General features: G+C 38.5%; 19 protein-coding genes. 10 read left to right on the forward strand and 9 right to left on the reverse strand.

Features of this window, described 5'->3' with window-relative positions:
* Positions 1-4 precede the first annotated feature (4 nt).
* Genes NKMY2_RS01855 through NKMY2_RS01865 form a run of 3 tightly spaced genes read left to right on the forward strand, consistent with a single transcriptional unit; the run spans position 5 to position 2,379 of the window.
* Positions 5-763, forward strand: coding sequence for an ATP/GTP-binding protein (locus tag NKMY2_RS01855; RefSeq protein ID WP_042683945.1), 759 nt, complete (start codon positions 5-7; stop codon positions 761-763).
* Entirely contained in the window at positions 763-1,689 is a 927-nt protein-coding gene (locus NKMY2_RS01860; protein ID WP_042683946.1) for a homoserine kinase, read from the forward strand. The genes NKMY2_RS01855 and NKMY2_RS01860 overlap by 1 nt, the downstream gene beginning before the upstream one ends.
* 12 nt (positions 1,690-1,701) lie before the next feature.
* Positions 1,702-2,379 carry a 7-cyano-7-deazaguanine synthase gene (locus tag NKMY2_RS01865; RefSeq protein WP_042683948.1) on the forward strand — a complete coding sequence of 226 codons (678 nt, stop codon included), beginning with the start codon at positions 1,702-1,704 and terminating at the stop codon, positions 2,377-2,379.
* A gap of 1 nt (position 2,380) precedes the next feature.
* Here NKMY2_RS01865 and NKMY2_RS01870 read toward each other — a convergent pair whose 3' ends face one another.
* Genes NKMY2_RS01870 through NKMY2_RS01900 form a run of 7 tightly spaced genes read right to left on the reverse strand, consistent with a single transcriptional unit; the run spans position 2,381 to position 7,046 of the window.
* Positions 2,381-2,638 carry a hypothetical protein gene (locus NKMY2_RS01870; protein ID WP_042683950.1) on the reverse strand — a complete coding sequence of 86 codons (258 nt, stop codon included), beginning with the start codon at positions 2,636-2,638 and terminating at the stop codon, positions 2,381-2,383.
* A gap of 43 nt (positions 2,639-2,681) precedes the next feature.
* A complete protein-coding gene (gene folE / locus NKMY2_RS01875; RefSeq protein ID WP_042683952.1) occupies positions 2,682-3,236 on the reverse strand; it encodes a GTP cyclohydrolase I FolE in 555 nt (184 codons plus the stop codon).
* On the reverse strand, positions 3,236-3,949 hold the full coding sequence (locus NKMY2_RS01880) for a 7-carboxy-7-deazaguanine synthase QueE (protein ID WP_042683953.1): 714 nt from the start codon (positions 3,947-3,949) through the stop codon (positions 3,236-3,238). Before NKMY2_RS01880 ends, folE begins: the two co-directional genes overlap by 1 nt.
* Positions 3,950-4,004: 55 nt before the next feature.
* Entirely contained in the window at positions 4,005-4,199 is a 195-nt protein-coding gene (locus tag NKMY2_RS01885; RefSeq protein ID WP_042683954.1) for a hypothetical protein, read from the reverse strand.
* Positions 4,200-4,242: 43 nt separating this feature from the next.
* Positions 4,243-5,532, reverse strand: a complete 1,290-nt coding sequence (locus tag NKMY2_RS01890) for a hypothetical protein (protein WP_157832415.1) — start codon at positions 5,530-5,532, stop codon at positions 4,243-4,245.
* Positions 5,532-6,755, reverse strand: coding sequence for a helix-turn-helix transcriptional regulator (locus NKMY2_RS10170; RefSeq protein WP_052347456.1), 1,224 nt, complete (start codon positions 6,753-6,755; stop codon positions 5,532-5,534). Before NKMY2_RS10170 ends, NKMY2_RS01890 begins: the two co-directional genes overlap by 1 nt.
* A 3-nt stretch (positions 6,756-6,758) precedes the next feature.
* On the reverse strand, positions 6,759-7,046 hold the full coding sequence (locus NKMY2_RS01900; RefSeq protein WP_177316496.1) for a winged helix-turn-helix domain-containing protein: 288 nt from the start codon (positions 7,044-7,046) through the stop codon (positions 6,759-6,761).
* Between the two features lie 234 nt (positions 7,047-7,280).
* Here NKMY2_RS01900 and NKMY2_RS01905 point away from each other — a divergent pair, with 234 nt between their 5' ends.
* Positions 7,281-7,763, forward strand: a complete 483-nt coding sequence (locus tag NKMY2_RS01905) for a hypothetical protein (protein ID WP_042683956.1) — start codon at positions 7,281-7,283, stop codon at positions 7,761-7,763.
* Between the two features lie 37 nt (positions 7,764-7,800).
* On the opposite strand, the gene NKMY2_RS01910 is transcribed toward NKMY2_RS01905, so the two are convergent.
* Positions 7,801-8,442, reverse strand: coding sequence for a Snf7 family protein (locus NKMY2_RS01910; RefSeq protein WP_042683958.1), 642 nt, complete (start codon positions 8,440-8,442; stop codon positions 7,801-7,803).
* A gap of 306 nt (positions 8,443-8,748) precedes the next feature.
* Here NKMY2_RS01910 and NKMY2_RS01915 point away from each other — a divergent pair, with 306 nt between their 5' ends.
* Positions 8,749-9,735, forward strand: coding sequence for an Ntn hydrolase family protein (locus NKMY2_RS01915; protein WP_042683960.1), 987 nt, complete (start codon positions 8,749-8,751; stop codon positions 9,733-9,735).
* A gap of 9 nt (positions 9,736-9,744) precedes the next feature.
* Here the strand turns inward: NKMY2_RS01915 and NKMY2_RS01920 are convergent, their stop codons facing one another.
* Entirely contained in the window at positions 9,745-9,933 is a 189-nt protein-coding gene (locus tag NKMY2_RS01920; RefSeq protein WP_042683961.1) for an AbrB/MazE/SpoVT family DNA-binding domain-containing protein, read from the reverse strand.
* 63 nt (positions 9,934-9,996) lie between these two features.
* On the opposite strand from NKMY2_RS01920, the gene NKMY2_RS01925 reads away from it, so the two are divergent.
* From NKMY2_RS01925 to NKMY2_RS01945, 5 genes are all read left to right on the forward strand, one after another.
* Positions 9,997-11,106: a DDE-type integrase/transposase/recombinase gene (locus NKMY2_RS01925; RefSeq protein WP_042683962.1), complete on the forward strand. Its 1,110-nt coding sequence runs from the start codon at positions 9,997-9,999 to the stop codon at positions 11,104-11,106.
* A 297-nt stretch (positions 11,107-11,403) separates the two neighbouring features.
* Positions 11,404-12,567 (forward strand): HD domain-containing protein, encoded by a 1,164-nt coding sequence (locus tag NKMY2_RS10175; RefSeq protein WP_052347457.1) that lies wholly within the window; start codon positions 11,404-11,406, stop codon positions 12,565-12,567.
* A gap of 43 nt (positions 12,568-12,610) precedes the next feature.
* Positions 12,611-13,183, forward strand: coding sequence for a hypothetical protein (locus NKMY2_RS01935; RefSeq protein ID WP_042683963.1), 573 nt, complete (start codon positions 12,611-12,613; stop codon positions 13,181-13,183).
* A gap of 52 nt (positions 13,184-13,235) precedes the next feature.
* Entirely contained in the window at positions 13,236-13,535 is a 300-nt protein-coding gene (locus NKMY2_RS01940) for a hypothetical protein (protein WP_042683965.1), read from the forward strand.
* A gap of 241 nt (positions 13,536-13,776) precedes the next feature.
* Positions 13,777-14,052, forward strand: a complete 276-nt coding sequence (locus NKMY2_RS01945; RefSeq protein ID WP_042683968.1) for a hypothetical protein — start codon at positions 13,777-13,779, stop codon at positions 14,050-14,052.
* Positions 14,053-14,366 lie beyond the last annotated feature (314 nt).

Consider the following 14,366-nt stretch of genomic DNA (forward strand, 5'->3'; position numbering starts at 1 on the left):
GAAATTGAAAGTAATTTTTGTTGCCGGAACAGCCGGAGCTGGTAAATCTTCACTAACATCAAAAATTCACGAGTATTACACTAGAAACGGAGCATTTACAGCTATACTCAATTTGGATCCTGGTGTGATATCGCTACCGTACACGCCTGATATTGACATTAGGGATTCAGTCGATATCGTATCTATCATGAAACAATATGATCTTGGGCCAAATGGGGCACTAGTCATGGCAAGTGATCTTATTGCCTCAAAAATAGATGAGATCCAACAACAGGCAGACAATATCAATCCCGAATATCTCATTATTGATACTCCAGGACAGATAGAGCTGTTTGCATACAGAACGAGCGGTCCATATTTTGTTAAGAATTTTAACGCCGATGAAAAGGTAAGTTTGTTCTTGTATGACGGAGTACTCATTACAACTGCAGTGAATTTTGTATCGATGGCTCTTCTTGCCACCTCCATAAAACTGAGGATGAATATACCAACAATCAATGTTTTAACAAAGACAGATCTAATTGCAGACAAGATATCAGAGGTTCTCAAATGGACAACAAACGTAAAAACATTGGAAGACACTATATCGCTAGAGTCAGATGGAGAGACATACGTCCTAGTTACAAACTTGCTTAGAAGCCTAAACATTGGAGGGTTTGCTCAGGGATTGATTCCTGTGTCAAATGTAACTGGTGAGGGAATGATTAACCTGGAGGGCGCATTGAGCAGAATTCTTAACCAGGGGGAAGACGTGGAGAACTAATGGCTTTTAGCGTAACAGCGAAGGCACCTTCTTCAACTGCAAATTTGGGGCCTGGATTTGATGTATTTGGGTTAGCCCTGGATGCGTTTTTTGACGAGATCACCTTGACAAAGAAAAAACACGGAATCAAGATAATAACATCTGATTTGGTTCCTACAAATCCCAAAAAAAACACTGCTGGGCTAGTGGCTTTGCACATGATTAAAAAATTCAAAATTAAAGGCGGCGTTGAGATCAAAATAAGAAAAGGAGTTCCTGCAGGATTTGGGATGGGCAGTAGTGCCGCATCAGCTGCTGCAACCGCGGTTGCATTTAATCATCTATTCAGGCTGAACCTTGATGCAAACACCCTTGTCGAATGTGCAGGAGTTGGGGAAATGGCCAGTGCCGGCTCCATACACTACGATAATGTCTCTGCATCCGTTTTAGGCGGATTTGTGATAGTTAGAACAAATCCGCTAGATGTGATAAAAATTGAGCCGCCCAATGACCTAAGATTATGCGTGGCCGTACCAAAACTTGATGTTCCACCAAAAAAAACAGAGGTTTCAAGAGGCGTACTTCCCAAGAAAATAACACTTGCAGATTCTGTTGTCAATCTTTCAAATGCGGCTGCAATTGTTGCAGGATTTGTGCAGAAAGACTCAAATCTAATCGGGACTTCGATTAGAGACATAATAGTAGAACCTGCCCGCCAGCACCTAATTCCAGGATTTTCTGCGGTTAAAAAAAATGCGCTAAGAGCTGGCGCACTTGGCGTTACAATTAGCGGCGCCGGACCTTCAGTCATTGCATTTGCAACAAAAAAATCCGACATGCAAAAAATCGCAAACTCCATGAAAGGGGGCTTTGCGTCTGCAAGAACAGACTGTACTATATTGATTTGTAAGCCAAGCAATGGGGCAAAAGCTCAAAGAACGACATGACCGGGTGCTGATTTGAAAAGAAAAGCAGTTGCAATACTTAGTGGCGGTTTGGATTCTTTGTGCATGGGTGCATACCTTAAGCCGAAGTTTGATCTGTATGGGATTACATTTTCCTACGGACAGCGTGCATCAAAAGAAATTAGCTCTGCAAAATTTGTCGCAAAGACTCTGAAACTGAAACAGCATAAAATTATCGATATCGGATTTATGAAAACTTTGTATGGCGAGAGTAATGTCCTGACAAATACAAAAAAATCACTGCCTGAAAGATTCGACTATTCGATAGTTGTTCCAATAAGAAATGGGGTCTTTCTGAGCATCGCAACTGCGTGGGCATTTACGCTAAACGCCTCACTTGTTGCATATGGCGCGCACACTGACGATATAAAATACCCTGATTGCAGGCCTGCCTTTTCAAAAAAAATCGAAGCTGCCTTTAATCAGGGAGAGATTGACGGGATAAGGCTGGGAATACGAAATAAGGTAAAGGTATGGACTCCCTTCTCCGACGGACTGTCAAAGAGTGCGCTCATAAAAATCGGATACAGAGCTCTAGGTGATAATATTTTCAAGACGTGGAGTTGCTATTCCAATACAAAACTTCATTGTGGAAAATGCGAATCTTGCAGAAACAGGAAAACTGTTTTTGAAAAAATCAAAATTAAGGACAAGACAAGATATTTGAGCTAATCTACCATCGATTCTCAAGAATCGGTCTTTTGAAAACCAGTCTTCTAATCACCATGTACCATGCAACAAAGATCGCACCGATTACTCCAAAGAATAACCAGTTTTGCATGCCAGGATCAACAAGTGTCTTCTCAAACAGTCTGACTATCTCTCTTGAGCTTAGGGCACCGACTGCTAAAACTATGAAGAATTCTATTGCAAACCATGTCCAATATGGCCATGATTCTTTTGGAATGTGTATGTTGTTGTGTACTCCCACGTTAGATTACCCCTAGAGTAGATTATTTAATTTTTTCAAAATTTCAGAAAAGAGACTGCTTTGGGTTGCGGATCATGGCCATGACATCCTCCCTGTTTTCCTTTCTTTCATAGATTCCACGATATGCGCAAGACGTCATTGTTGCGTCGTTTCTTACCCCCCTCATCTTCATGCAAAGGTGCTCCGCATCAGACATCACGATCACGCCTTTGACTCCTTGCGAGAATAGCTCGTCAGCGATGTTTTTTGTCATTCGTTCTTGTATCTGTAATCGTTTTGCGTGTTTTTCCACAAGACGCACGAGTTTAGATACTCCAAATACTCTGCCGTTTGGAAGATAAGCTATGCTGATTTTGCCAAAGAATGGCAGCATATGATGTTCGCACATCGAGTAAAATGTGATATCCTTTACAACAACTGCATCCGAGTCTTCGGAAAATTGGATTGAGAGTTCGGAGTCAGAGTCGTACCCAGAAAAGATTTCGCCGTACATGTCTGCTATTCTCTCTGGCGTTCCACGCAGGCCCTCTCGTGTTGGATCTTCACCTAATTCTATGATTAGCTCCCTTACGAGCTTTTTTACTCTCTCTTTGTTCATCATGGTGCCCCTATGAGTTTGTGAAGTTGTGGGACTACTCGCACTTCGCTATAATACGGATACACTAAATCATAAAAACCTAAAAGTTTTGGCAAGTTTGGCTCTGCTATTCCATATGTTGGTTGTATTATAAATCCCTTAAGATCATTAGGTCTAGCTATTTTGAAGATTTTTTGAACTAGGTCATCAAATGATTTTGATTCTGTTTTTGCACTTACCACGATTTTGATGTAGGTTGTTTTTGCAGATGCGATTGCCAGCCTAAGGCATTCTAAGGCATTTTCCAAAAGTGTAGAATAATGTTTCGCATCGACAAATTCCGAATCAAGTGTCTTTAGCTCAATTTTGACAAAATCAATATGCGGCAAAACATGACTGAATCTTTTGTGATCAAAACATGATGATTCAAGATATGTTGGAATGTGTTTTGATTTTATGTATTTGGCAAGCTCTGCAACTGCCTCGTGCTGAATCAGGGGATCACCCCCGGTGAAATTTACCTTGTAGGTTTTGGATTGAAGGTGTTCATCTAACAAGTCACATGCCTCCTCAATGCTGTACTCCTGCCCAGAATCTAGGGGAAGTGATTCTTTTGTGTCGCAATAAAAGCAGGTAAACGGACATCCTGCCAATCTTACAAAGAGGGTTTTTGTTCCATACAAGATTCCCTCCCCCTCCAACGAAGTGAATATCTCAAATAGTCTGACTTTCAAGTAGGACGATCTAGTTTAGGTCATTATTTAATTCAATTAGATCTTGGTAAGAGTATTAGGAGATTATTGGTTCTTTTGTATAGAACAGGCCTGCTACAAAGAAGATTACGCCCAATATTCCAATTAGGCTACCAACAAATTCTATGACTTCTGAGAATTCCACACTGGTTGGTGCCCACAAAAACGCCATTAGTGCCCCGACTACAATCATCGGTATTCCAACACCGGCAGTAATTTGTCTAGAAGACATGTAACTTGCTTGATCTAGAAAATGTATATGAAGTTTATGTGAACTATTGGCTTTTCTGATCTTGCGGACGTTTTGGTTTCAGGTTGGATTTGTCAGGGTCCGTTGGGTTTTTGGTGTCTGTTCTGTCAGAATATGTCGGCATGTTCTGATCCGTGCTGTCCGAGTCACCCTTTGCGTTTTGAAAATCCACATAGTTTTCGATTTCTCTAACCAAGGCATCTAATGATTTGAGCATTCTTTGATCTATGTCGCCTGACGTCTGGGTCTTGAGTTTGGATAGTAAAGATTTTGCGTTATCAAATTTTGGTTGAATGTTATCATCTATGCTTGGTTCAAGCTTTGCAAGTCTTGTTTCTAGCCTGTCAATTTGAGAGGTATTCTGAGTCTTGGTTTCCCTTTGTTTTTGTTCCTGTTTTACGTTTTGATCTTGCGTAAAGGCTTTTTCAGAGACGTTTTCATTTTTAACAGAATCGGCCTGTACAGTAGATCGGTTTGCCTCAGATATGGCTCGCTGGTTTTTTGAGTCTTTGATGTCAACGTTGATTGTGATTATTCTTTGTACTTTAACAATAATCTGAGACGGATCGTTTGTAGTGGAGAGTGACTCTCTTACTTGCTTTAGCTTTGCTACGTCGTCATCAGATATTCCCAATTCTTTTGCGTTGCTGATCAGCGCGTCAATTTTAACGATGTATTCATTAGCAAACGATTTGGCCCTGTCAACTAATTTTTGGCTGGTTTCTTCCCTAATGAGGTTTTGAGTTTCAGTTATTGCGGTTTTTAGCTCATCATATGTTTTTTCAACAGATATCATGTCTCCTTTTGCAATATCCGCCTTGGCGTTTTGGATTAATTCGTCAAGATTTGTAAAATCAATTGAGATGTTATTTTTTGTAACCAGCCCCTTTAGGGTATGGATATAGTTTTCCATTCTACTAATTGATGCCTTGTAGTTAATGTCTGCGATTGGAGCCTGTTTGTCCTGCATAACTTGTGGCGCAGTTACAGTTTTAGCCTGAGTCGAGGAAAGCGTTATGCTTATTTGCTTGAAAATCTTCATTGCAGATAAAAAGTGCTGTTTTGATTGTGCTATGTCCTGTTGTTTTACAGAGTTAATCAATAATTCAGTTTCAGAATTACCCTTCTCGTATAATGTCTTGATGTTATCTGGAACATTATCTGCTCTATCTAGCTGGAGTTTTACTTGAGTCCTTGCCTGTGTGGCAATATTAACAAGCGAGTCCAGCTGGGAATCTGCCAATGCTGCAGGTATTGTAGAAAACATCATGCCCACAGACAGAGCGCTCAAAATAATCAAAAGTTTTGTTTTCATCATATGCTCTCCTTTTTCTTTAGTTTTACCAAATTCTGAAAGTCTTTTTTTTCTATCACAATAATATCTTGCCTTTCAAGACGTTTTACTGCCCTCCACATGGTAGTTCTAGGCAGGAGGAATTTTTTGCGTAAATCCTTTTCAAATGCCTGTCCTCCACTCTTGGCAAGGAATTCAACAAGTTTCTTATCGTCTTCTCTCATGTTCTGGTCTGATTCTGCATCTGCGAATTCGTCTTCTGATTCTGCGTTTGTTTCTTTACTCAAAATGGGTTTGATGGTTTTTTTGACTGCAGATTTGGTTCTTTTTATGATTAATGCGATTGTGGTAATCGCACCTCCAATTGCAGCAAGCGATGTAGCAATCCCCACCACATTTTTGCTCAAAGTGTCAAATGTGCTGTTTGTTGAATTGGTGGTATTCTGGGCTGATTTTTGTTCCTGGATTGCAAGTTGTTCTGATTCTGATGCCAGTTTGCCGGCATCTAAATATTTTTTATTATCAAATGCTGCAATGGCCTGGTCAAGTTTTTCTTTTGCCAGAGGTGTTTCAATCCCATCATCATTTAGCTGCTCAATTAGAGTTTTGGATTTTGCAATTGATTCCGAAGCAGACTGTGCCGGGCCTGAAACACCAAAGAAATAATTTATTTCGTTTGGTCCATTTGATAGTGACAAATGCTGTTTGTTGTTTATCGTCTCAACTAGATCTGGGAAATCAGTCATTCCAACTATGACTGTGTCTTCCGGCATCGTCAAGGTATAGTCTATTGGGGAATCAATTTTGAATGTCCAAATTTTACCTTCTTTTGAAATAAGGTCATAACTATCATATTCAATAGAAACTGAAGAGGCTCCAAACGTTTGAATTTTAGCAGTATTGCTGTTTATTTCATACGTCAATAACAGCCCATCCTGGTCTTGGGCCACAAAATTATCAATTGTTTTGCCAAAAAGGCTTACCATTAGCTCTGGAGCTTGGGTATCTGCTGCAGATTGTTGTGAAACATGAGTAGTGCCATCAGGATAAACTGTGAGATCAAGTGTTTTTAGTGCGCCAGATGAGTGTTGAACAGGTAGTACTACTGCAAGGATTATGCCTATGGCTAGAAGAGGTACCTTTAGCATTCTAATGATGATATCTGTAATCCTTACAAAAATCATTCCCTCTTCGAGTTCAGGAGTCTCCTGTAGGCTACAGAGTACTACCTCTTGGCGGTTCATGTTTTAATACCTTAGATTCATGGAATCAAGCACGGATTGGAATCTTCGGAATTCTTGGACAAATTGTAGGCCTTTTTCAGTTATCGTATAAAGGCGGTTTTTGTCTGTCCTTACAGATTCCACCAAGCCTGCGCTTGATAGCTTTTCGCATTTTTCTATCACGGCATAGTGCGATAGGTTTGCTCTTCTAGATATTGCGGAGACAATTGTTCCTTGTCTTCCTCCTTCCATGGCGACATCTAAGATATCACCCATTATGCCCATTTCTGAGCGGTATTGTTGTTTTGACATGCAATAGTATGGCGAGGCAGATTAATCAGGGACGTTTTGAAACTTCACAGCGGAACGCATAGCGGAACGGGCATTTCAAGCCATGAAACGCCCCAAAATTGGGTGTTTTTTGATGCGGGGGAAGAAAATGAGGTTGTTAAAAGCAGTTAGAAATTTTACCAAAAGCAGGATTTTGATCATAACTTTATCTTTATTAGTAATTATTCGGTATAGTTTACGAGAATCTGTGATATAATGTTTGAAAAATTTAAGAAGGGTGAGTCTACCCAACAAGATGCAGGTATGATGGAACAAGAAAAACCCGGGTTCACAGCGGAACAGGCAAAGATTGCCGAAAAACCAGCCGTTTCTGACTCTGCCATAGGCATTGGCGACCTCATTAACAAGCGTACCAAACTAGAAGAGGCGATAGACTATGTCGGACTGATGATTAAAAACCTCAAAGACAAGCGTACCAAACTAGAAAAAGAGATAGAGGACGAGTCAGTTGATATCAAAAACCTAAAGGAAAAGCTGGTCAAAGTCGGCGAATATATCGAAGAGGAGAACCGCGGAATAAGGGATCTGTCCAACAAGAGATCCATGGTAGAAAGGGAAGCAGACGAGGTCGGGGTTTTGATAAACAACCTACGAAATAGGCTTGCAAATATTGATTCTGTAGTAGAGAGCGAAGCTAACAAGGTAAAGACCATCAAGGATTCGCGGCCAGAAGCCTAAGAATTATCTAAAAAATTAGTAAAAAGAGAAAAAGATACTAAACGTATCTTGATGAGGCTGCAGATTTTGTGCTTACAGGTGTTGATGGGAATCTATCACCAACAGATGATTCTGCGACAGCTGCTGCTTCTTCTAGAATCCTCTCAGATTCTTCGTTCATGGATTGATCCATACCAAATGCTCCTTCGCCTTGGAATGACTCTGTCATTAGTCCACCTAACATCTCAGTCATCATACCTAATTCGCGGTCTGCCTCTGGCATAAATTTGCCAAGTGAAGACTTGAGGCTTCTCATTAGGCCTATTGTAGGTGCTATTGTGACTACGGTGTCTCCTAGGTCGTGGAATGTTGTCAATCTGAGTTCGATTTGTTCTAGTGCCATTCTTACGTTTCCTAGCATTTTTGAGACCTTGCGGACTTCGGCTAGTTCGTTTGCTAAAACTTTGCTAGTGTGAACGTCGTGTTTTTGAGTCGCTGTAACGATTCTTTGGAACAGTTTGTCCTCTCTTTGCTTTAGTTTAGTGACCATTCCATCAAGTTTTGAGACTTGTCCAGTCAGACTTTTGATGGCCATCTCAATTCTTGGCTTCAGTGATCCTTTTGGCTTTAAGACGTCGTTGAACTTTTCAGACATGCTTGGTGTTGGCGGTTTTGACCATGAGTTCTGGAAGTTTGTCATGACCGTCTTTATACAGTTTATTGAAAATGAAAAGTGTGAAATCTATTTTACTAAAAGATAGAATAAGCTAGGGAGAATCTAAAGATAAAAAAACAAAACGCGCCTAGTTTATTGGGCTAGAATGCTTTGTGGGTGCATTTTTTTGATGTGAACCTCAATTCCATGCGTGGAAGAGACGGCATCACTACATAATGGGCATTTAACCATTTTATTGATTGTCCCTCAAGTAAATACTATTTAAGACTTACGTTTTTTGAAATTGTCGAACTTCTCGGGACATGAAAAAAGTGTGGTGATCGGGACATAATGAGTTTTTTAAAAAATAATTTACAAAAAACATTTTCTGATCAAGATCAAAAGATCATATTTAATAGGCGCCTACATAATAAAAAAGAACAGAAAATGACTCTGATAATAGGTTTCAAATGTGCTGAAGGAGTTTGCCTAGTTTCAGATACAAGAATTACAAATCTTGAAACTCAAGAATTTGAATACGAGTCAAAAGTTCTTACTCCCTTACAAAATACTCCATTTATAGCAGGCGCGGCAGGTTACACTCGTCTATTTCGGGAGTTTAACCGAAAACTGCCCGATAAAGTAAGCACTAGATTTAATGAGGTTCAATTAAAGAATCTACGCGCTTTAATTGATAGTGGTCTTTCAAGGAAAGAAGCTGTGGAGAGATTATATCCAAAAACCAACACCGAACAACAAAAACAGGAAATTTCACAAGGAGAAAAAGACTCGGATCAAGTGCCTGAAGAATCACAATATGATGTTCCATTAACATATTCTTATTCTTCAGAAGATTTTATTGATGACTGTAAGGGGTTAATCAAGGAGATAAGTAAACAAGTGGAAGACGATCCACAGGCTATTGAGGTCCTAATTGGGCTCAAAAGAAGAGATGGAGAATCACCCTCCCTGCATTTCATAGACTCGCAGGGGAACGAAGAAGAAATAGACACTTTTTATCCAATAGGCTCAGGCAGCCCGTATGTTAGGATGTTCTTCAATAAATTATACGATTATGATAAAACGATAATGGAGTTAATCACTCAAGCGTTTAGAACTATCGTATATACATCAAATATAGCATTAGAGGCTTCTGTTGGTTATACAAACGAACATCCAATTGAAGCTTACACCGTTCTTAATAACGGCGCAGCGGGAATAATTAGATTCAAAAATGAACTCGAGGTCATATCAAATTTAGAAAGTGAGATGCGAGGAGAATTTGAAGTTTTAATTAAAAATTCACGTGTAAAGCCATTAGAGTGGGCTGAGCCTTAAGTAAAACGGTTATTTTTTCTTAGGTTTTAAAATTATTTTACCATCTTTAATATCAAAATCCAATTCCGCGCTTTCTTTCCAACCTGCCTTTTCTATTGCTTCAGATGGTATGCCAACATACCATTTCAGATATTCCTTATCACCGACTCTGCGATTAACACGTTTCTGCAATTTCATTATGTAGTATTCCTTAAGCATAGGCGCCTATAAACATAATGTAGGCGCCTAAATGTTTATATTAGTAGGCGCCTAATACTATACATGCCAGAAAACCCACGCCAAACCAAAGGCGAAGAAATCGCAAACAAGCCAAACCAAGTAACACGAATTGATGATTCTCATTACAGAGTAAAATCACAAACAATCAACACTTGGTATGATGTTATCGTAACCGAAAACGGTTGGAACTGCAACTGCCCAGATCATACTTATCGTCAAGTCTGTTGCAAGCACATACACGCTGTTGAGGTTTCAATCAAGCTTAGAAAAGAGATTGAAAAGACCATAGTGATTGAACCGATAAAGACTGATTCTTGTCCCAAATGCAAGTCAATCAGCCTAGTAAAGCATGGAATTAGGCACAACAAGTACTATGACATTCAGAGATATTCCTGTAATGAGTGTAAATTCAGGTTTTCAGTAAACCTAGGGTTTGAGAGAATGAAGGGAAGTCCACAGATAATCACCTCAGCGTTACAGCTTTACTTTTCAGGCGAGTCTTTCAGGAATGTCCAGAAATTCCTAAGATTGCAGGGAGTTGAGGTAAATCACAAGACAGTCTACAACTGGATAAAACGCTATGTTGGACTGATGGAAAAATACCTAGAAAACATAACCCCTCAAGTTAGCGACACTTGGCGAGCCGATGAACTATACCTCAGAATCAAGGGTAACCCAAAATACCTCTATGCTCTGATGGATGATCAGACCCGTTTCTGGATTGCAAAACAGGTTTCCGATAGAAAGTATACCGCTGATGTTATTCCAATGTTCACAGATGCAGTAAAAACAGCCCAGAAGAAACCCAAAGTCATGATAACAGACGGGGCTTGGAATTTTGAACGTGCCTCAAGAAGGGCATTTTACACCAATGAAAAACCTAGAACCCAGCATATTCGCCATATCCACCTAAAAGGAGACATGAACAATAACAAAATGGAACGCCTAAACGGTGAGATTCGAGATAGAGAAAAGGTCATGAGGGGAATCAAAAGGGACGACTCGCCAGTGATTTCAGGCTATCAGATTTACCACAATTACATCAGACCACATATGGGTCTTGAAGGCAAAACGCCTGCCGATAAAGCAGGAATCAAAATTGAAGGAGAGAACAAATGGATCACATTGATTCAGAACGCAAGCAAAAACTGATGAATGTTATTGATACTGCATACAAATTTGTAACTATCATTAAGATAGTCTTTTTGTTTATTTTTTGATTAATTCTTTTTAAATATAGGAATATCTTTCAATGATCGATTTAACAGGTGACATCAAATAACAAATAATGAAAAAGAATTCAGAGATCCCATACATGGATTTATTCGAGTTAATCCTCTTGAATTAAAAATTATCAATACACCTGTTTTTCAAAGACTGCGAAATATCAAACAACTTAGCTTAGGTCATTATGTGTATCATGGTGCTGAGCATTCGAGATTTGGGCATATGCTTGGCGCAATGCATCTTGCAGGCGATGCATTTGATGCACTAGAGAAAAACACGAAAAAACTTGGAGAAACATTCGAAGCAAATGAGGTAGATAGACAGACTTTACGAATCGCAGCCCTCCTCCATGATGTAGGACATGCTCCATTTTCTCATTCATTGGAGAATCTTCTTAGTGATAAACACGAAATATACGGTAATGTGTTAATTGATAATTATTTTGCATCAATTCTGGATGATGCTAATATTGACAGAAAACTTGTTAAGAACTTAATCGTTGGCGATCCATATCCAGAGAAATCCTATCTTAGTAGAATCATTAATGGTCAGTTAGATGTAGATAGATTAGACTATCTATTGCGTGATTCACATTACACGGGGGTGTGGTATGGCGAATTTGATTTAGATAGAATTATTGAACAACTGTGTGTTGTTGACAAAAAATTTGTTGTGATGCAGGGAGGGTATGAATCTGTAGAACAGATGATTGTTGCTAGACACCATATGTATCAGGGTGTCTATTTTCACAAGACAAAACGATCTTTTGAACTAATGCTTTGGCAATGTGCCGAGATTTTAAAAGAAAAAGGATTGTTGAGTTATCCCTCAACGGAGGAATTAAAGGAAAAAGAGGGACAGGAGCGCTATGCAATGTATGATGATAATTGGTTTCTAAATAGACTGTATGACGAACGAAATCCACAAGACGTAAAAATAATTGCAAAAATGATTAGGGAGCGGAAACCCTACATTGAGACATATTCTCCTTTGACAAACAGAAAGAAAACTGAGCGTATAAAAAGTCAACCTGATGAATCCGTAGAAGGATTAGAACCGATTCAAACGCATCTCTTAAAAAAATTGGCTGACCTAGGTATCGAAAAATATGAATTTTTAACAGATGATCTTTCAAGAGCTCCCTACAATTTAATGCCAAATTATTCCATATCAGACGAAGCTGAACCTGAGGGGAACACAATTCAAATATTCTATAAAAATAATCATCTGATCGAGCCTATTGAAAAACGATCCAGATTAGTCTATCAATTAGGAGGAAATAGGCCTTTTATGATACGTGGTTTTGTGATTCCTGCAAAATATGGAATTGTTCGTAAATTCTTAATAGAAAATTATGATTATCACTTACCTGAACGTAGCGATTAGCTATAGCAAAGCTTAAGATCTTGTTTATTTTCTATACTAAAAGATGGAAGGGAGTCAAATTGGTTTTTCTGGAAGAGATATCACACTATTATTAATTAAAAAAGCGACTGAAATTGAAGGTTTAGAGATAAGTGGAATTATGGGTAAGAAAGCATTACAAAAGAGCCTCTATTTCTTTAATCTAGATCAGGGTATTTTTAATTTCAAATGGGGCGATTATGGACCTTTAAGTGGAGAAATACAACAGATTGCTGAGGATCTGGAATCAAATGGAAATATTATCGTGCAAGGAATTGAGACAAAAAAAGAAGGAGCAATTATAAAAAATATGAAATTTTCATCTGAAAATAATCCGAATTTTGCAGAAATAAAATTCCCAAATGAAATAGAATCCAGATTAAATGAGGTAATTCGTTTTATTAAAGGCAAGTCACCAAGGGAATTAGAGCTTCTTGCATCCGTTCATTATTGGGCGAAAAAACAAGAGGCGTTATTGGATGAATATACGCCCGATTATATTTTTGATAAATTAACGGATCTTAAACCAGATGCTGGTTTTACATTACAGGATGTAAAAAGGGCGCTTGAAACTCTTGGATCCAGTAACTATCTTTGATAACTAAATTTTGATCGCCAGCCTTTTAAGGTATAGTACCGTACTATAACGTATGAGTAATAATTGGCTAGCACTTCTTTTGGTTGGTGGAGTAGCGGCTGGAGGCATAGCACTCAAAACCAAAATCCAAAGCCTAGAAAATCAGATCAGGAAACTTGATTTACGCATCAATGAATTACTGAATGAAAATAAAACACTTAGGAATACCGTTACTGAAAAAGAGTCCATAATATCTCAAAAAGATAATAAGATTCAGAAATTAGAGGGCATTATTTCTCAACAAAACTCTGAGATTATCAAAAAAGATCAAGAGATTAAAAAGTTGAGAGAACAAAAGGATTCAAAATTATAGGCATGGCAATGTCTGTAATATCAACAGATCCAGTCATGGGTAATCTGTTTAGATGTGATTGTGGAAAGAAGGTTTGGTCACATTTTGGTCAAGCCAAAAGACATAGAGAGTCATGTGATTTAGCTAAAAAATCTTAGATCTTTTTTGTGGGTTTGGGGGACATTTAGATCTATAATTATTGATCAAATAGATAATGGTACATAATCGGCAGATCTATAGATCGGTCGCAATATCATAATCAATGGAAAAAATACCATATTCTGACAAAAATATGCGTGTTTTAGACGTACCTATAGTCGATGAAATTGAGTATGATTACGATGACATGGATTTTGTGGTAGACGATCGTCATAATCCAGAAGACAAGACTATTCCAATAACTGTCATTATTCCAAAACCTTTCAAATCAAAACAATTAGACAGAAAATTAGCTAAATTAGATATGAATTTGCTCTTTTCTATGTTCTATGACCCAGAAAATACAATGCAGAAAGCCAAAACTCGTGATAACGGTTAAAAATATTTAGTTGATCTACGATCGATAATCCAATATTTTCAATCTCTGATCTAAATCAATGTGTCAAAAAACATGATCCTTACTAGATCATACAAATCAACGATCCATCTAAATAGGAAATTGTATTCATAATAATCGGACTGTGTCCGATGTTTAAATGATTGAAAAGGCCGAGACCTGATAAATCCAGCCCCTTAGATCCATACATCCGACAGTCCGTTTTAATTTCTAAAATTTAAAACGGGTTCTATTTCCTAATAAGGAAAAACCCTATTAAACATTGTTCCCTTTGGGGACATTGTGCACATTCATAC

The organism is Candidatus Nitrosotenuis chungbukensis, assembly GCF_000685395.1.
Classification (GTDB): Archaea; Thermoproteota; Nitrososphaeria; order Nitrososphaerales; family Nitrosopumilaceae; genus Nitrosotenuis; species Nitrosotenuis chungbukensis.